The following is an 18,994-nucleotide window of genomic DNA, read 5'->3' as shown; positions in this document are numbered from 1 at the left end:
ACGTAATTCCACTTCAACACCAAAAAAAGACTACTTATCTCTCTATTTTCTGGGAAATAAGTAGTCTTTTTTTATGTTATTTTCTTACCTGTTTCTGCTAATATTCTCCACAATAATAGGATAATTGCAACGATGATTGTGATTGTTATGATTAGGATTAATGAATATGCGTCATCAAATGCATTTGTGCCTAATTCTAGTAATTTACTTTTTAATAGGCTATTTGAATTTTCTGCTACGATCATCGTTTCTTCAAAACTGCCTTTTGCTTTTGCTGGTATTTCTGCTATCGACATTGAGCGTTCCATTAAATAAGTATAAGTAAATGAAAATACGCCACCAAGTGCAGCTATACCGATTGACCCTCCGAGTTCATATGACACTTCTTCTACAGATGCTGCCATACCTGCTTTATCATCATCAACGTTTGTCATGATTGCATCTGATGCTACAGTCATTGCTCCGCCTAACCCTAATCCTGCGATGCTAAGGAACAGTATTTGAATCCATAAATCATTGTGTAGAAATGCTGTGAATCCTACAATACCGATTAAAGAAATGATTAAATTATAAATAAGTATTTTGATACTATCAAATCGTGTTAAGATACTTCCCTGTACAATTGCCCCTATAAAAGCAGCTGCTGCCATCGACATTAAGACTAACCCTGCTTTTAAAGGTGTCAGATTTAAAATTAATTGTAATCTTTGAGATAAAATCATTTCAAAGCCAATTAATATAGATGCTGATGTAAATGCAGCTATCACACCTGATAAAAAGTATTTATTTTTAAATATATCTAAACTAATTAAAGGATTTAATAGACGTTTTTGACGACTAATAAATAATTTCAACGACCATAATCCAATTGCTAATGTCAGTAAAATCAGTACAATTGAAGGATTTTCTTTTGTGATTTCTTTTATAGCGTAGACAGTCCCTATAAGCCCTATCATAATGAGAATTGAACTTGTGATGTCCCATTTTTTATCTTTGTTTCCTTTAATATTAGGAATTTGTATAAAAGCAACGATAATAACAAGTATCGTAATAGGAACATTAATTAAGAATACTGATCCCCACCAAAATTTAGTTAATAATAAACCACCTATTAAAGGTCCTAAACCAGCACCTGCTGATGCAATAGAAGACCAAATACCTAGCGCAAGTGCTCTATCTTTTTTGTCATCAAAGACTTGTTTAATAATAGCAAGTGTTGATGGCATCATTGTTGCTGCACCAATAGCCAATATAACTCTAGCCATAATTAAAGTGCCAGATGTTGGAGAAAAAGCTGCCACAACTGATGCTAAAGTAAAGATTACTAAACCAGATAAAAACATATTCTTATGTCCTACTTTATCACCCAACGTACCTAAACCAGGTAAGAGCCCTGCAACAACTAACGGATACGCATTTACAATCCATAATTTTTGAAAAGCACTCGCTTCCAACTCATACGTTATCGTAGGTAAAGCAGTATATAAAACAGTCATATCTATAACAATCAAAAATAACGCACTAGAAACCAATATCAACGAGAACCATTTATTAAATTTCATGATAAATCCTCCTTACTCAAATAATGGTAAGGTGTATAGTTACTATATAGTCAAACACAAACTTTTTAACCAAGTATATACTGGATTACGAGCGAATTATCGGTCCAGAAATAACAAATATGGACCGATAATCTTTTTTATCGGTCCATATTTCTACATCCTAACTATACTCTACGTCTTTTGTTGTTAGGAATACGACATATTGATATAACACGTAGCATACGATAATTGCTGCCAATGTGATTTCAATTACAGAAAGTATTGTTCCGAATGTGATGGTGCTACTACTTGCATGACTATGCTGAGTGACATTATAAAGTGATGCGGCTGTTGTTACCCATGGGAACGTCATTGCTGAAAAGGATACTTTGAAGCCTCTTTGTAGTATTTTCGGTAAGAATATTAATGTAAATATAAACAACACTTGGGAAAGTATTAATAAGACGATAACATATACATTTGAATAAGTTGTATTGTTTAAGATATAACCATTTAAACAAAGTGCTGCTGGTGCACTCATAATAATCACCATCGGAAATTGTTCTTGGTTATATGTTTGCCACGACTTGCTGATTAGTACATACGCTAAAATCACCACTAGGCATACCGTTCCAAAGATTGTTGATACATGTCCGAGTGTTTCATTAAATGCTGTTGATGTTTCACTTATAACCCCTGTTCCGACAAACATCACAAACCAACTTGTGTTTGGCCATGATTTAAAATTTCTAAATGCATAGCGACTTATAAAAATAATAATCAAACTTATATGTAATAAAATGGCTGCATACCATAGCACGTTTAACAACTGAGATTGTACGGTATATTCCTGTTTTATAATGGATGCAAGTATCATCAATGTCATAGGAAATGTTGGTGATATTGCAAATGTATGGATATTTTTGAGTTCTTTCAGAAACATACTAGGATAAATGATCCATTTCATGATAAATAATAAAATGATTGCACAGGAAATAATAAAGCTACATAGGCCGAGCGTCTTAAAATTAATATGATAAAATACATTACTCAATGCCATGATGCCTATTGCCAATCCGCTTATTGCGATTGGCGTTCTTTTTAATGCTGTTATAAACATATTGAATAGCCTTTCTTTCTATATTTTTCTAAAGTTTATGCTTCTATACGTATTCTTTAAATCATACCATTGTTTGTCGTTTTGTTTAATCACATTTCTTTGATCATGACATCATAAGCAAGACATTCAATTGCGTTTCATGAACTGTGATATCACGAAATTAGATATATTATTCATCATAAAATACATCGTTATATAAATAATATGTTTTTGGTAAGGTTTAAAGTATGGAAACAATCAGAACATGGACAAAGTGACTTCCTTATAAATGAATTTTCCGAAAACTGTATTACTATTATCCAAATATTACACGTTATTAACTTAAACAAACAAAACAATTACAACTGTTTTCTTTTATTAAAAGTCATGATAATTTAATGTCAGACATATAGGAAAGGGAAGGTTCAGACATAATGAAGAAATTATTAACAAGCTCTATCGCAACTATAGGGTTACTTACAATGGGTGTTGCTCATCATGAGGCAAATGCTGCAGAACAAAACGTTGCAACACAATCAACTATTCAAGGTACAACAGGTTACGCAAATGGTTCATACTATACAATTGATAATAACGGGAATTATCATCATACATTAGACGGTAAATGGAATCAGGCCATGTTTGATAACCATGAATATAAATCATACGAAATCGATGCTAACGGTACATACCACTATTATTATTTCGTTAAAGGTGGACAAAGTTATGCACCAAGTCAATCACACGATTCAATTCAAAAACATGGTTACAACGTAGAAAATTCTAACGCTAAATCAACAAATAAGACATCTATTCAAAATAATAAAGTAGATTCAACAGATGTATCATCTAAACAAAATACTAATAACACTAATGCAAGTTCAAATACACAAGCTTCAGACAACAATGTAACTTATAACCAAAGTCAAAATAATACAACATCACAAGATGCACAATTAAATGACAACGAAGCAACAACAACGCAAGCAAATAACAATGAAAGTGCAAGCTCTCAAAAGTCAGAAGGTAAAGCACAAGCTTCTTCAAACTGGTTAACTAAGAACACTAAATTACAAGAATATGGTCAATATCACGGTGGCGGTGCTCACTATGGTGTCGATTATGCTATGAAAGAAAATACACCAGTGTATTCACTAACTGATGGAACTGTTATCCAAAGCGGTTGGAGCAATTACGGTGGTGGTAACCAAGTAACAATCAAAGAAAAAAATAGTGATTATTACCAATGGTATATGCACATGAACAAATTAAATGTTCAAAAAGGTGATTCAGTAACTGCTGGTCAACAAATTGGTGAGTCTGGTAGTACAGGTAACTCAACTGCACCTCATTTACATTTCCAACGTATGAAAGGCGGCGTTGGTAACGAATATTCAGTAAACCCAGATTCATACATTAACAACAACCAATAAGATAATCTATTACGTAAAAAAGGCTGAGACAATTAATATTGTTTCAGCCTCTTATTTTACGCATCTTTTTTGTAATATTCTGACAAAAAGTAATAAAATAATCAGCATTTTTGACGAATAATTGTTTGAAAATCTAAGATATAATGTATAATGACAAAATTTATAGAAAAAGAGGTTAGCAATGTGGATACTTTAAAAGTGAACAAACGATTAATTATGACACCTGGACCTGTAAGTGTAGATCCACGTGTTTCTCAAGCAATGTCGAATTCTATACTCGGTCAATTCGATTATGAATTTGTAAATATCATGAATGAAACAATGTCATTAATTCGTCAGTCATTCTTAACAGAAAATAAATGGGCTTTCCCAATTGATGGAACAAGCCGTGCTGGCTTAGAAGCCGTTATATCAAATATCGTGAAACCTGGTGATGAAGTACTCGTACCTGTAATTGGTCGATTTGGTTATTTATTTACTGAACTCGTAACACGTGCAGGAGGTATCGTCCACAATATACATAAACCGATGGGCGAAGTGTTTGATCAAGCAGAAATTATTGAAGCTTTAGATGAATATAAACCTAAAGTACTTGCGATTGTACATGGTGAAACATCAACAGGAAGATTGCAACCTATCGATCAATTAGGACGTGCTTGTAAAGAAAGAGGTATCTTTTCAGTAGTAGATGCGGTCGCAACTTATCAAGGAATGGTTATTCCTGTAGATGAATGGGAACTAGATGCTGTCGTTGGTGGTGCTCAAAAATGTTTATCTATTCCTTCAGGTATTACACCGATTACGTTTAACGAGCGTTTCAGCGAAGAAATTAATAAACGCAAACGTGTAGAATTAGGCATTCGCTCTAATGAATCTACCGAAAAAGAACATTTCATTAGCAGTAACTATTTAGATTTAACACAGTTACAAGACTACTGGAGCCCTAAACGCCTTAATCATCACACAGAATCTACAACATCTGTTTATGCATTATATACCGGATTAAAATTAGCACTATCAGAAGGCATCGAAGCACGTGCTAAAAGACATAGCTATCATCAAGAAGCTTTAAAAACAGCTTTAAAAGCACTTGGATTAGAAATTTACGGTGACGAATCTAACGAAATGAAAATGGTCATTTGCGTTAAAATTCCAGAAGGTATCGATGATAATGCATTTAGAAACGGCTTATTACAAAATTACGGCGTAGAAATTGCCGGATCATTCGGAGACTTACAAGGACAAATATGGAGAATTGGTATTATGGGTTACGGCGTTCAAAAACAAAACATCCTAACATTCTTATCAATCTTCGCAACATATTTAGTATCACATGACAGCCAGCAACACCTTAACGTCGCAGAATCTATCAAGACATTATTAGACTATTATGAACAAAATGAAATCTAGTATTTCTTGAATGATATATAAATACAAAAACTAAAAAAGTCTGAGACAGTAACTTTGTCTCAGACTTTTTTGTATTTTTTATATCGTTTCATCTTCTACGACTCTATTTTTAGATACTGGATAGCCTACTATAAAGAACAGAATAGACATAACGATTAAGGCGATGATGCCTGATATCCAACTGTCTGTCGCATCGTGTAAATATCCAATAAAGAATGGTCCGATGGCAGCTATTAAATAGCCGATAGATTGCCCGAATCCTGATAATGCGATACTTCCGTCACTCGTACGTGCACGTATTGAGAAGAATGTCATACATAAGCTAAAGCATGCACCCATACCTAAACCTGCAATAATAATACCGATTACGAGTAATACTAATGATTGCGTAAAGAATAAGCCGAATCCAACTAAGAATAGTATTGTTATAATCACAACTAATATACGTTGGTCTTTTAATTTAGACGCAATAATCGGGAATGTAAATGTCATTGGCACTTGTGAAAATTGGTTAAGCATAAGTAAATAACCTGCAGTTGATGGGCCTAGACCTCTATCTACTAATATAGAAGGCACCCAAGCAACAACCGTATAGAATACCATTGATTGGAATCCCATCGTTAAGGCTACTAACCACGCTAATTTAGACTTCGTAATGTTTAATTTTGTATGTTGATTCTGTGCTTCTGATAGTTTATCTTGGCGTTCTAGTTTAGCGCCTTTACTTGCTTTTGGAATCCATAAAATTAATGCGATAATTCCTAGTACAATCCAAAAAGCAAGGGACAGTCTGAATCCTAATGGAGATTGAGACATTGGGAAACTTAGTCCCCCACCTAATCCAGCAGTAAAGTTCATTGTCCCACTATAAATACCTGTTGCTAATCCAATTTGTAATGGAAAATACCATTTCACATAACTTGGTAATACAACATTACCAAATGCGATCGCAATGCCTAGTAGAACTGTACCAATAATAAATAAATTAAAACCACCTGCAACACGTATGTACAAAGCAATAATTACTAATATCGTTGATAGTACAATTGTATTAGACATCGTCAAACGTTTAGTTACTTTAGATACTAATGGCGAAACGACTGCAAATATAATGAGTGGTATTGTTGTTAAAAAACCAGCAAGACTGTTATTAATTTGCATAACATCTTTAATTTCATCAACTACCGGACCTACTGATGTTAGTGGTGCACGTAGCGTAGATGCGATAAATACAATCGCAATTATGATGCCCCAATTTTTTTGAATTCTATGTGTATTATAGGGTTCAATCATCTTATACCACCTTATTTCTAAAAATTTTTCTTATAAAACCATCAACGCAACATTAGTATAGTTCATTCATATTGAAGTGTATATAATATGAGAGTCTAGAACAACACTTTGTCCCAGACTTTTTTAATAGTATATCAGAGATATGATTGAGTGCAATGCTGCTAAAATGAGTGACTTGATCGTTAGCCATAGGGGATGGGTTTATTTTCGGTTTATAAAGTTTAGTATGTCGGCTAACGATCTTGTTTTGCATTCTTGGACGTTAGAATTTCTAACAACCATGTCTAACACACAATCAAATCTTTCATATTAACAAGAAACTGGTTTTACTGAAGGATCTAATAAAATACGTGTGCCTGCTTTTCCTTCCAATGCATCAATTGCATCATCTAATGAACAAATAATAGCTTCTTTACCTGATTCTGCAAATTGAATAGCCGCTTCTATCTTAGGTAACATACTTCCTGCTGGAAATTGATCTTCTGCTACGTATTGTTTAGCTTCTTCAACTGAAATTGTTTTAAGCTTTTCTTCGTTTTCTTTACCGAAGTTCACGCACACATTTGGTACGTCTGTTAACATCATAAATGTATCTGCTTCAACTTGTTGAGCTAGTTTCAAACCTGAACGGTCTTTATCGATAACAGCTTCTACACCTTTAATATCACCATGCTCATCACGGTAAACAGGTATACCACCGCCACCTGAAGAAATCACAATCGCTTGATTAATTAATTTCTTAATTTGGTTTACACCATGAATAACAAGTGGTTCTGGAGAAGGTACAACACGACGGTAACCTCTACCAGCATCTTCTACCATGACAAAGCCATGTTCTTTTTCTAATCTTTTAGCTTCTTCTTCACTGAAGAATACACCAATTGGTTTAGTTGGATTATTAAATGCTTGGTCATCTTTGTCTACTTCTACCATTGTTAATAATGTTAATACATCACTACTAATACCTAAATCGTTTAAATGATTTTTAATAGCTTCTTCCATCATGTAGCCGATAAATCCTTGAGATTCAGCACTACATGCGTTAATTGGAAGTGGGTTCACAATATCTTTCGCCGCTTCGTTTTGAGCGATAATATTCCCGACTTGTGGCCCGTTACCATGTGTAATCACAATGTTATGTCCTTGTTTTTTCAATTCTGCCATTTTACGTGTAGCAGACATCACGTTGTTATATTGATTATCGTATGACGCTTCTTGATTAGGTTGTAATATCGCATTACCACCTAGTGCAAGTATAACCCGCTTACCCATACGTCTCACTCCTTAATGTTAATGCTACATACATGCCATATAACGTGTCTCTTCCAGATGAAGAACCAACTTTTAAAAGTTGGTCTAGACGCGCGATTGATGGATCATGTTGTAGGTTAGAAATTTTTGAACTAAATTGACCTTGCAAAGCACATTTTAAAAATGTTTCGCCTACAAGTGTGGTTAGAGATGATTGCAGTAATATGTTTAATTGTTCTAAATGATTATTGTTAATAAAAGGATGGATAAAATGAATAAATAAAATACCTGTCAGCATATCATCTCCGGACGGTGTTAAACCTTGTCCTCTACCAATCAGATATCGGTATTGGTCCTCAACTTGTTCATCATTTCCAAATTCTAATGCGTTTAATACGTATTGCATCTTCTCTTTGTTAAAATCGCCTTGCTTATACATGGCAAAGTCATAAGATGCGATATTTTCTTTAAGCTTTTGTATATCAGTCTCTTCCGAAAAGTCAGATGCCTTTAAAGTTGGAACATGCCAAACGAGTTGGCATGTCTTACTTATTTGGATAGCAGTAGGTCCCACTATAATGTGTTGATTTAATTCGATTTCGTTAAATAAACTTTGCTTTGTTTGTGAATCGACTAATATACCAAAAGGAAATGTTCCATTTTCATCTGTACCTATAAAGATAAGGTCATTCGATTCATTGACGATATTGAAACCTTTATTAAATATGCTATGCACATAAAATTGTTTATGTTGTTCTAAATGTTTCTTAGCATCCTGTCCTATTGCAGTTGCTTGAAGAATCACGCGTTAAATTCTAACTTTTCAGCATACGCTGTGATCGCTTTTTCGAAACATTCGATTGGTGGATGTACTGTACCTGCACCAATTTGTCCGTAACCAGCAATCTTATGCGCAATACCTGTATTGATAACAGTTGTAATGCCTGTTTCTACAACTTTACGTGCATCGATACCTAAACATGCGCCTTTAAAGTTCCATGTTGGGATCGCAAAGTTAGGGTTCTCACCAATACAAATTTCAGTCATTTCATTACTAATTTGTAATGCATCATCAAATCCACCAGTACCAACAAATCTTGTAACAGCTGGTGCTGCGATCATTGCCATACCACCAACACCGATTGTTTCAGTAATCGCTGAGTCACCGATATCTGTATTCGCATCATCTGCTGAGTAACCTGTGAAATATAAACCTTGAGGTGTGTTAACAGGTGCTGTGAACCATTCGTCACCCATACCTGCAATACGTACGCCGAAGTTCTCACCGTTACGACACATTGCTGTTACAACTGTACCGTGTTCGATTTGACGAGCAGCGTCCATCATCGCTTTACCTGTAGCCATCGCGATATTTAAGAAGAATTGATCTGTATCAGCTAAGAATTGTAATACTTCTGTACGTTTCTCAGGTTCTACATCTTCTAATGACGCAATGATAGGTGTCACTTCTTTTAAGAATGCTAATGATGCTGCGATGTTACGTTGGTGGAATTCATCACCCATTGCAATTGCTTTAGCGATTAAAAGGAAAAGCAGTAGTGGCCGTGACGTCCACTACTGCTTTTGTTTATTGGCTGATGGCGTGGAGTTGGAAAAATGAGCGGGTGTATTTATCTTGTTTGGACAGTCTTGCAATATATGGACGCTCTATGTTGCTTGTTTGCCTTGTCTTGCAATATACGGCGGCTCTATGTTGCTTGTCGCACCTCACTTGCAATATTCGAGCTCCCAACATTGCTAGTCACACTTCACTTGCAACATTCGAGCTCCCAACATTGCTTGTCACACCTCACTTGCAACATTCGAGGCTCTAACATTGCTTGTCACGCCTCACTTGCAATATTCGAGGCGCCAACATTGCTTGTCACGCCTGTCTTGCAACACTCGAGCCGCTCTCTATAATTAGCCCACCCTCTATATACTTCTTTCAAATATGATAAACGCTGGGACACTCCTTCTGTCCCAGCGTTTTCTTATTATCTTAAGTTTTCTCTCACTTTATTCAACAGCAACTGTGCTGGTGTTGATAGTGATTTTTCTTTTTTCCATATTAAGCTTAAACTTGATGTGATTTGTTCTTCAAATGGGATGAATTTCAAGTTCGTTTCACTTGTATTAATGATACCTTCTAAACATATTGCATGCCCAACGCCTTCTTTGACCATCAATGATGCATTATATAGCAAATTATATTTTCCAATTATACTCAAATCTGCATCATCCAAATCCAGCATATTAGCTATCATCCTCTGTACGCCTTGTTGTCTTGAAATAATAAGAGGCTTAGCAATTAAATCTTTCGCACTTATTTGCTCGAGGTGACCAAGTTCTGAAGTCTTCGTTGTTAAGACACCCCAAGTATCATCTTCATTCAATGATATGGAATCATAATTAACTTTATTAATAGGTTCTACAATAACACCGAAATCTATCACACCATTATCAATTTTCTCTAAAATTTGTTCAGCATTCCCACTAAAAGTATCGAAATAAACTTGGTCTTGTTCTTGTCTTACTGCTCTCATTGCTTTTGCAATTTGTTTAATGCTCTTAGACTCAGCCATTCCAATAGATACTTCGCCATATACTTCTTTATGTTTGATGCTCGATGTGGTCTGATCGACTAAATTTATTATGTCTCGTGCTTTATTCGCTAAATAGTAACCTTCTCTCGTTAATTCCATATATTTTCCTTTTCTATTAAAAAGCGTCACTGAAAGTTCTTCTTCAAGTTCTTTAATTTGTCTTGAAAGTGTGGGTTGCGTAATGTGCAATAATTTAGCTGCTGAGGTTAAATTTCCTTCTGATACGACTGCTAAAAAATACCTTAACACTCTATTTTCCATAACGTCATCCTCCTATGCCTAAAACACATACTTAACTATTTATTATAGGTATTGGTAATCATAATAAATATACCATAACATGATACATATACACATTATCGTTCCAAAGGAGGTTAAAAATTGTTTAAAAGTGTACTCAATCAAAGCATATGGAATCGAACTGTCGCAGAAGATGAACCTGTTTTTAAAGAAATACATGATATCGTAAACAAGAACGCACCTCTCGTCCACGAACTTAATAGTTCATACCATACCAATGATGAAGCGTTAGACATTTTATCCAAAATTACAGGCCAACCTATAGATTCAAGCGTCAGTATAAATTTGCCGTTATACACAGATTTCGGCAAACATATTTCAATCGGTAAGTCGGTCTTTATCAATAGTAATACGATGTTCACAGACTTGGGCGGCATTACATTAGAAGACCATGTGTTGATTGGTCCTCGTGTTAACTTGCTCACAGTTAATCATCCAACAAACCCCAAAGAAAGACGCGGATTAATAGTTAAACCCATTACGATTAAACAAAACGCTTGGATCGGGGCAGCCGCTACAATTTTACCGGGCGTAACAATCGGTGAAAATTCAATCGTTGGCGCAAATTCATTAGTTACGAAAGACGTACCACCCAATACAGTTGTAGTTGGAAGCCCAGCACAATTTGTAAAAAATATAAAAGAAAATTAATGGAGGCATATAAAATGAAACAAACTCAATTAGACTTAGTAGAAACTTGGGATAAAGTTTTTCCACAAAGTGAAAAGGTTAATCATACAAAAACAACATTCACCAATCGATATGGTCTTACACTTGCTGCTGACATGTATATACCTAAAGAATCCGAACAAGATAAATTGCCAGCTTTAGCTGTAAGTGGTCCTTTCGGTGCTGTGAAAGAACAATCTTCTGGACTCTATGCTCAGAAAATGGCTGAACAAGGTTACCTTACAATCGCATTTGACCCTTCTTATACAGGGGAAAGTTCAGGATTTCCTCGTTACGTTGCATCACCAGATATTAATACTGAAGATTTTCAGGCAGCAGTAGATTTTTTAAGTAATCATCATCTCGTTGATAAAGAGAAAATAGGCATCATTGGCATTTGTGGCTGGGGCGGTATGGCACTTAACACAGCTGCAATAGATACTCGTGTTAAAGCAACAGTCACTTCAACTATGTATGATATGAGTAGAATCAATGCTAATGGTTATTTTGATGAAGAAGATAGTAAAGATGATAGATATAAGAAGAAACATGCGTTAAATGCACAGAGAACACAAGATTACGCTTCACAAGATCCAGTTCTAGCAGGTGGTGTTATTGATCCATTACCAGATGATGCCCCACAATTTGTTAAAGATTATTATGATTACTACAAGACAAATCGAGGCTATCATCCAAGATCATTAAATTCAAACAGAGGTTGGACAATAACTAATCCACTTTCATTTATGAATATGCCATTACTACAATATATTGATGAAATCGATAGCGCAGTGTTATTAGTTCACGGTGAAGAAGCGCATTCAACATACTTTAGTAAAGATGCATATAAACAGTTAACTGGAGATAATAAAGAACTCCATCTTATCCCTGGAAAAGTGCATACAGACTTATACGACCAAGAAGATGTCATACCATTTGATAAAATAAATCAATTCTTCAAAAAACATCTCGGGTAAAAAGGTTGGTGTATTTATCTTGTTTGGGCAGTCTTGATAAATACAAGGCTGCTATTTATCTTGTTTGGGCTGTCTTACAATATATGAACGCTCTATGTTGCTTGTTTACCCTGTCTTGCAACATACAACGTCTCTATGTTGCTTGTTTGATGAGTCTTGCAACATACAATGGCTCTATGTTGCTTGTTTGTCCTGTCTTGAAACATTCGAGCTCCCAACATTGCTTGTCACACCTCACTTGCAACATTCGAGGCTTCAACATTGCTTGTCGCACCTCACTTGCAACATTCAAGGCTCCAACATTGCTTGTCGCACTCCACTTGCAACATTCGAGCCGCTCTCTATAATTAGCCCACCCTCTATATACTTCTTTCCAATATGATAAACGCTGGGACAGAAGAAATGTCCCAGCGTTTTCTATTTATATTCCATTCTGTTGTATGACTTGCTTATACCAATCAAATGATTTTTTCTTTCGACGTTCGAGTGTCCCACTTCCTTCATCGTCTTTATCTACATAAATCATTCCATATCGTTTGCTCATTTCTCCTGTTGATGCAGACACTAAATCGATAATACCCCAACTTATATATCCCAACAATGGAATGCCATCTTGAATTCCATCGTACATTGCTTCTATATGTTGATTCATATAATCTATTCTATAATCATCTTGAATTGTACCATCCGCTTCTACCACATCTTTAGCACCTAATCCGTTCTCAACGACAAATAGTGGTTTTTCAAATCTTTCATATATTTGATTCATCGTTATTCTTAAACCAAGTGGATCGATTACCCATCCCCAATCACTCATTTTAAGATAAGGATTTTTGGCTGATACAATTACATTTCCTTCGTTTTTTTCAACTCTTGATATATCCGCAATAGATGTTCGAGACGCATAATAACTAAATGCTACAAAATCCACCGTCTCTTTCAGTATTTCTTTATCTGACTCATCCATTTCAATGTTAATCCCTTTAGCCTTAAAAAATGAATCCATATAGTATGGATATTTACCTTTCACTTGCACATCTACAAAGAAAGTATTTGTTCTTTCATCATTCATAGACTGCCATACATCTTCTGGATTACAACTGTATGGATAGAAACTACCACCAGCAATCATACATCCAATTTTTGCGTGTGGCGTAATACGATGACAACTTCGAACAGCTTTCGCACTTGCTACTAACATATAATGTGCAGCTTGATATAATATTTCTTCTCTATTTTCACTATCATCAAAGTACAATCCGCCACCTGAAAATGGACTGTGTAACACTACATTGATTTCATTGAATGGAATCCAATAATTGACGTATTCTCCAAAATTATTAAAGCATGTTTCTGCAAATTTAATATATAAATCGATCGTTTCTCTATTTTTCCACCCATTATATTTTTCAACTATCCCCATTGGAATATCAAAATGCGCAAGTGTAACGAGTAATTCCATACCATGTTGTTTACATGTCTTGAATAGATCTTTGTAATAATTTATACCTGCCTGATTCGGCATTTCTTCATCACCATTTGGGAAAATTCTACTCCAAGAAATAGATGTTCTAAATACTTTTAAACCCATTTCAGCAAGTAACGCGATATCCTCTTTATAATGATGATAAAAATCTATACCAGTATGACTTGGATAATATTCATTCTGATCAAGTTCACTCTTTTTATAACCTAACTTTATATCTTGTCTCTTCGTACCATGAGGAATTAAATCAATATTACTGATTCCTCTACCATCTTTATCCCAAGCGCCTTCTGTTTGATTGGCTGCTATTGCGCCACCCCAAAGAAAATTTTCCGGGAAATATTTTATTGTCATGATTTAACCACTCCTAATATGGATGTTTGTGCTTTAACCTCTGCGTGATCAAAGGATGTTATTGATTCATATTCATCTGTATTTGTAATGACAATAATCGTTGTCGGATCATAACCTGATTCAATAATTTGTGTTAAATCAAATGTACCAAGAATATCTCCAACAGTTACATGATCACCTTGTTCAATTGTTGATGTAAATGGTTCTCCATTTAATTTCACAGTATCAATACCTACATGTACTAATACTTCAACACCATTATCTCCTGTTATACCGATAGCATGTTTTGTTGGAAATACAGAAGTTACCGTACCTGTTACTGGAGCATAAATTTTATTACCTGTTGGTTCAATTGCCATGCTTTTCCCGATTACTTCTCTACTAAATACTTCATCTTCAACACTTTCAATTGGTTTTATATGTCCTTCAACAGGTGCTGCAACTGTTAGATGATCTTGAGAACCTAAATCTAATAATTCATCTTCAGATTCTGGAATATCTTCAAATCCAAGTACTAACGTTAAGATAAATGAAAGAACAACCGATAGAATCATTACTACAATAATCCACACTATACTCATTGGATTATCTTTTTCAATAAATTGTACACTCGTAAACAAACCTGGTGCTGCCATAGAATGACTTGCTAAACCTGCAAGTCCTGCTACAGCACCTGCAACAAATCCTGTAATAACAGATGCAATCATTGGGCGTTTTAATCGAATAGCAACCCCATATAATGCTGGTTCAGTTATACCTGCAATAATGGCTGATGATGCAGCTGCCAATGACGTTTGACGTAATTCTCTATTTTTCGTTTTAAATGCTACTGCTAATGAAACGCCCCCTAATGATAAGTTAGCACCAATCTCAGATGGCATAACCATACCTTCTTTACCTGTTTCAGCAATTGTTTGAACAATCGTTGGTGTGAATACACGGTGCATACCTGTCATAACTAATAATGGCCATAAGGCACCTACGATAGCTACTGCTAAAAAGCCTAATTTATCATGTACAAAGAAGACAATTTGAGACAGACCTGTACCAATCAAAATACCTGTAGGACCTACGATAATAATCGCTATTGGTGCAGCAATTAATAAGATTAACATTGGCTTCAAGAAGTTCTTCATTACAATTGGTGTAATACGATCTGCAAAATCTTCAATATATTTCAGCAACCAAGTCATGACGATTGCTGGAATAATCGTATAAGTATATTTCACTGACATAACTGGAATAAATGCGAAAGTTGCTTCTTTACCTTCTGCTGCTTTTTCCATAATTTCCATAAACACTGGATGTACCATAACACCAGCAATTGCCAATGCTAAAAATACGTTACTATTAAATTTCCTCGCTGCAGATACTGCCACAAGCATTGGTAAGAAGAAGAACGGTGCATCTCCTATAGTATTTAAAATATTATACGTTGAACTGCTTTCTGATAGTACACCAGTCATACTTAATAGCATGGCCAATAATTTAATCATTGAACCACCAATAATAGCAGGAATTAATGGTGACATCGTTCCGATAATAGCATCAAGAATATTGATACCCACCTGTTTAAATGTTAACTTTTTCTTTTCAACTGGTTCATTACTTTTAGCGCCTCCACTGACGCCATTTTTCATCAATGCTGTATAAGTGTGTGATACATTGTTCCCTACAATAACTTGATATTGTCCACCTTGCTTACGTAACCCCATAACACCATCAATATTTTTTATGGCATCATCATCAGCCTTACTGTCATCTTTCAACACAAATCTTAATCGTGTCATACAATGCGTTAAATTTTTAACATTATCACTACCGCCAATGTGTTTAAGTATTTCATCAGCCATCCTTTGTTCGTTTGTCATCTTTATATCTCTCCCGTCTTGTTTAGAACAATAAAAAAGAGACCCAAATCATAAATAGATAGACTTATCCCTAGATAAATTCACCTATTAATGATTTAGGTCTCGCCTGCCGAACAGTAACAATCCTAAACAATTAATTGTTTATTTTGTTTTCGTAACATCAATATATCACATAATTATTTATTGTCAACGCTTTCATTTCTGGAAATTAATCTCTGTATATGAATCGTTAAGTACAATGCTTCATCATGTGTCATTTCATACTGGTACTTTTTCAATAAGAATACTTCAATTTTCTTCACACATTTAAATGCATGTTTATATTTTTCTTTTACTATCTCATAAAGTTCGATTTCATTCGTATCAAGTGGGTTACTTGAGAAAATACGTTGAGCAAGAAATTTTAAATGTGTCACAAATCTATAGTAAGTTAAACTTTCTTCATCGAAATCTAATCTAAAATGGTATTTCACTAAACTTAAAATATTTTGCACCATTTCTGTTACTTGATTATAGTCTGCTAAGTTATTATGTTCTGCATTTAACAAATGAATTGCAATAAATCCCGCTTCATCTTCAGGTAAACGAACACCAACAATTTCAGTAATCCAATCTAATGCTTGCAGACCAATTTCATACTCAGTCGGATAAAAACGTTTCGTTTCCCATAGCAATCCATTCTTAATAGCCATTCCCTCTTTTTGACGCTCAATAGCAAAATTTATATGATCCGTCAGTGCCACATAAATAGTATCGCTGAGATCTTTTTGATATTTATCCTTCGATACTTCTATAATTTTCTCAACAGCTTGAACCACTTCAATCGGTACTTCGATTAATAACGTTTTAAAGCGATCAGAAATTTCCTGGCTACTTAAATCAAATATTTTTTCAATCTTTGATTCTTCCACAATATCGCCTTCTTGCTTTTGAAAACCTATCCCTTTCCCCATCACAACACGTTCCTGGTTGTTGTGGGTGACACTAATCACATTATGATTGATGACTCTATTTATCTTCATATGACACCCCTTTAATTAATAAATACATTGTGCCACACCGTTATAATAATTATCAATCTATAAATAAAAGAGACTCAAGTTTTCAAACTTGAATCTCCTACTACAACTTATTAATTTTCTCCCTACGACCAACCTATTAACTGCGCAAAGATTAATGAAATGATTGAAATGACACCCCATACGATAAAGAGTGGGAAGAAGAATCGGATCCATTTTGTATATGATACGCCTCCGATTGCTAATGCTGCCATAAAGTACCCGCTTGTTGGATAGAAGACATGTGTAAAGCCGTCTCCTAATTGGAAGGCTAAGACTGCGGTCTGTCTTGTTATACCTAACATATCTGCTAATGGTGCCATAACTGGCATTGTCACTAAGGCTTGTCCGCTTCCTGAAGAAATAATAAAATTAATCAGCACTTGCACGATATACATACCGACTACTGCTACTGTTGGTGTTGCTCCATCGATAACAGAACCTAATCCATGAACGATACTGTCCATAATTTTACCGTCTTCAAGTACAACAGCGATTGAACGTGCGAGCCCTACAATAATCGCACCCATTAATACATCTTTGAAACCATCATTAAAAGACTCACAAATTTCACGTGTATTCAATCCAGTTACGAGACCTACTACAATACCCATAACTATGAAAAGACCTGACATCTCTACCATAAACCATCCTTGTGTAATAACCCCGTATACAAGAATGATAAAGAATAAGAGCACGACGCCAATACCAATTTTTTGTCGTTTAGTCGCAACGAGTGGTTCTTGATTCGTAATATCTTTGTACATATGTCGCTTCTCAGTATCATCATGATAAACCAAACTAATTGAAGGATCTTTTTTAACTTTTTTAGCGTATTTCATAATAAATAATACCGTTACAAATAGTACAATCACAAAAATAACTAAACGTAATCCAAGTCCTGAGAATGTTGGTATTCCTGATAACTTTTGTGCTAACCCGGTATTGATTGGGTTCAACACACCGACCGTGAAGCCGACTACAGTACCACACAATGCAATAGATGTAGCGGTTATAGAGTCATAACCTAACGCAATAATAAGCGGTATAATAACCGGAATATAAACGAGTGACAACTCTGCTGTACCGATTAATGTAGCAATAATCGCAAATACTGTTGTTAATACTGGAATGATCAAAATACTTTTATTTATAAACTGACGTGCAAGTTTATCCACGCCAATTTCAATAATACCTGTACGTCTTAACACCATAAACATCCCACCGATGATAAGTGTAAAGAAGACAATTTCTCCTGCTTCAATTAAACCTCGTGGTATAATCGAAATAAAATCAACTAAACCAACTGGTGCTGAATCTATGTAATGGAATGAATCTGCATCTACCATTTCTCTACCCTCAGGCCCTTTAACCCTATCAAACTCGCCTGATGGAATTAAATATGTAGAAATAGTTGCAATCACACCGAAAACAAATAAAATCACATATATATATATGTGGCATACTAAACTTTTTGTTCGACCTATCTTCGTTCTTTGCCTTACCATTTTCCTTTACTAATGTGCACTACCCCTTTGCTTATTTTGATAAACAATTTTATGCTATCACGTTTAGGAAAATTTATAATTATACAAATCAGAAAATTTAAAAAATATTTTTGTCAGTTATTACAAAAAATCATATGC

At 34.9% G+C, this 18,994-nt stretch carries 14 protein-coding genes and 1 pseudogene; 4 read left to right on the top strand and 11 right to left on the bottom strand.

The window, feature by feature from the left end; translation table 11 throughout:
* Positions 1-71: 71 nt before the first annotated feature.
* A complete protein-coding gene (locus tag LQ598_RS11510; protein WP_239720145.1) occupies positions 72-1,562 on the bottom strand; it encodes an MFS transporter in 1,491 nt (496 codons plus the stop codon).
* Positions 1,563-1,722: 160 nt separating this feature from the next.
* A complete protein-coding gene (locus tag LQ598_RS11505; protein WP_025907157.1) occupies positions 1,723-2,661 on the bottom strand; it encodes a TDT family transporter in 939 nt (312 codons plus the stop codon).
* Between the two features lie 413 nt (positions 2,662-3,074).
* On the opposite strand from LQ598_RS11505, the gene LQ598_RS11500 reads away from it, so the two are divergent.
* The gene (locus LQ598_RS11500) at positions 3,075-4,073 is read left to right on the top strand and encodes a M23 family metallopeptidase (protein WP_025907159.1); all 999 of its coding nucleotides are present in this window, start codon (positions 3,075-3,077) and stop codon (positions 4,071-4,073) included.
* Positions 4,074-4,256: 183 nt separating this feature from the next.
* Positions 4,257-5,483, top strand: a complete 1,227-nt coding sequence (locus LQ598_RS11495) for a pyridoxal-phosphate-dependent aminotransferase family protein (RefSeq protein ID WP_239720147.1) — start codon at positions 4,257-4,259, stop codon at positions 5,481-5,483.
* Between the two features lie 78 nt (positions 5,484-5,561).
* On the opposite strand, the gene LQ598_RS11490 is transcribed toward LQ598_RS11495, so the two are convergent.
* The 5 genes and pseudogenes from LQ598_RS11490 to LQ598_RS11470 all read right to left on the bottom strand — a co-directional run bounded on the left by LQ598_RS11490 (position 5,562) and on the right by LQ598_RS11470 (position 10,894).
* Positions 5,562-6,776 (bottom strand): CynX/NimT family MFS transporter, encoded by a 1,215-nt coding sequence (locus LQ598_RS11490; RefSeq protein WP_239720150.1) that lies wholly within the window; start codon positions 6,774-6,776, stop codon positions 5,562-5,564.
* A 309-nt stretch (positions 6,777-7,085) separates the two neighbouring features.
* Positions 7,086-8,048, bottom strand: a complete 963-nt coding sequence (gene arcC, locus LQ598_RS11485; RefSeq protein WP_204175155.1) for a carbamate kinase — start codon at positions 8,046-8,048, stop codon at positions 7,086-7,088.
* The gene (locus tag LQ598_RS13900) at positions 8,041-8,832 is read right to left on the bottom strand and encodes an oxamate carbamoyltransferase subunit AllH family protein (protein ID WP_107566095.1); all 792 of its coding nucleotides are present in this window, start codon (positions 8,830-8,832) and stop codon (positions 8,041-8,043) included. Before LQ598_RS13900 ends, arcC begins: the two co-directional genes overlap by 8 nt.
* A pseudogene (locus tag LQ598_RS11475) lies at positions 8,829-9,581 on the bottom strand (YlbE family protein); the annotation flags it as partial. The pseudogene LQ598_RS11475 and the gene LQ598_RS13900, both read right to left, overlap by 4 nt.
* A gap of 443 nt (positions 9,582-10,024) precedes the next feature.
* Positions 10,025-10,894 carry a LysR family transcriptional regulator gene (locus LQ598_RS11470; protein ID WP_107566096.1) on the bottom strand — a complete coding sequence of 290 codons (870 nt, stop codon included), beginning with the start codon at positions 10,892-10,894 and terminating at the stop codon, positions 10,025-10,027.
* A gap of 120 nt (positions 10,895-11,014) precedes the next feature.
* Here LQ598_RS11470 and LQ598_RS11465 point away from each other — a divergent pair, with 120 nt between their 5' ends.
* Positions 11,015-11,584, top strand: a complete 570-nt coding sequence (locus tag LQ598_RS11465; RefSeq protein WP_107566097.1) for a sugar O-acetyltransferase — start codon at positions 11,015-11,017, stop codon at positions 11,582-11,584.
* A gap of 14 nt (positions 11,585-11,598) precedes the next feature.
* Complete coding sequence (locus tag LQ598_RS11460; RefSeq protein WP_239732843.1) at positions 11,599-12,579, top strand: alpha/beta hydrolase; 981 nt, start codon at positions 11,599-11,601, stop codon at positions 12,577-12,579.
* Between the two features lie 421 nt (positions 12,580-13,000).
* Here LQ598_RS11460 and ascB read toward each other — a convergent pair whose 3' ends face one another.
* From ascB to LQ598_RS11440, 4 genes are all read right to left on the bottom strand, one after another.
* Positions 13,001-14,419: a 6-phospho-beta-glucosidase gene (gene ascB / locus LQ598_RS11455; RefSeq protein WP_239745533.1), complete on the bottom strand. Its 1,419-nt coding sequence runs from the start codon at positions 14,417-14,419 to the stop codon at positions 13,001-13,003.
* Positions 14,416-16,290: a PTS cellobiose/arbutin/salicin transporter subunit IIBC gene (gene ascF / locus LQ598_RS11450; RefSeq protein WP_239720171.1), complete on the bottom strand. Its 1,875-nt coding sequence runs from the start codon at positions 16,288-16,290 to the stop codon at positions 14,416-14,418. The genes ascB and ascF overlap by 4 nt, the downstream gene beginning before the upstream one ends.
* A gap of 176 nt (positions 16,291-16,466) precedes the next feature.
* Positions 16,467-17,312, bottom strand: a complete 846-nt coding sequence (gene licT, locus LQ598_RS11445; RefSeq protein WP_107509826.1) for a BglG family transcription antiterminator LicT — start codon at positions 17,310-17,312, stop codon at positions 16,467-16,469.
* A gap of 122 nt (positions 17,313-17,434) precedes the next feature.
* The gene (locus LQ598_RS11440) at positions 17,435-18,793 is read right to left on the bottom strand and encodes a YfcC family protein (RefSeq protein WP_239745531.1); all 1,359 of its coding nucleotides are present in this window, start codon (positions 18,791-18,793) and stop codon (positions 17,435-17,437) included.
* Positions 18,794-18,994: the final 201 nt, after the last annotated feature.

This window comes from Mammaliicoccus sp. F-M27 (assembly GCF_022387115.1).
Classification (GTDB): Bacteria; Bacillota; Bacilli; order Staphylococcales; family Staphylococcaceae; genus Mammaliicoccus; species Mammaliicoccus vitulinus.
This window is presented reverse-complemented; position numbering and strand designations above follow the sequence as displayed.

Coding starts and splice junctions, on each gene's coding strand:
- LQ598_RS11510 (WP_239720145.1), bottom strand. CDS start 1,562: ATGAAATTTAATAAATGGTTCTCGTTGATATTGGTTTCTAGTGCGTTA.
- LQ598_RS11505 (WP_025907157.1), bottom strand. CDS start 2,661: ATGTTTATAACAGCATTAAAAAGAACGCCAATCGCAATAAGCGGATTG.
- LQ598_RS11500 (WP_025907159.1), top strand. CDS start 3,075: ATGAAGAAATTATTAACAAGCTCTATCGCAACTATAGGGTTACTTACA.
- LQ598_RS11490 (WP_239720150.1), bottom strand. CDS start 6,776: ATGATTGAACCCTATAATACACATAGAATTCAAAAAAATTGGGGCATC.
- arcC (WP_204175155.1), bottom strand. CDS start 8,048: ATGGGTAAGCGGGTTATACTTGCACTAGGTGGTAATGCGATATTACAA.
- LQ598_RS11470 (WP_107566096.1), bottom strand. CDS start 10,894: ATGGAAAATAGAGTGTTAAGGTATTTTTTAGCAGTCGTATCAGAAGGA.
- LQ598_RS11460 (WP_239732843.1), top strand. CDS start 11,599: ATGAAACAAACTCAATTAGACTTAGTAGAAACTTGGGATAAAGTTTTT.
- ascB (WP_239745533.1), bottom strand. CDS start 14,419: ATGACAATAAAATATTTCCCGGAAAATTTTCTTTGGGGTGGCGCAATA.
- ascF (WP_239720171.1), bottom strand. CDS start 16,290: ATGACAAACGAACAAAGGATGGCTGATGAAATACTTAAACACATTGGC.
- licT (WP_107509826.1), bottom strand. CDS start 17,312: ATGAAGATAAATAGAGTCATCAATCATAATGTGATTAGTGTCACCCAC.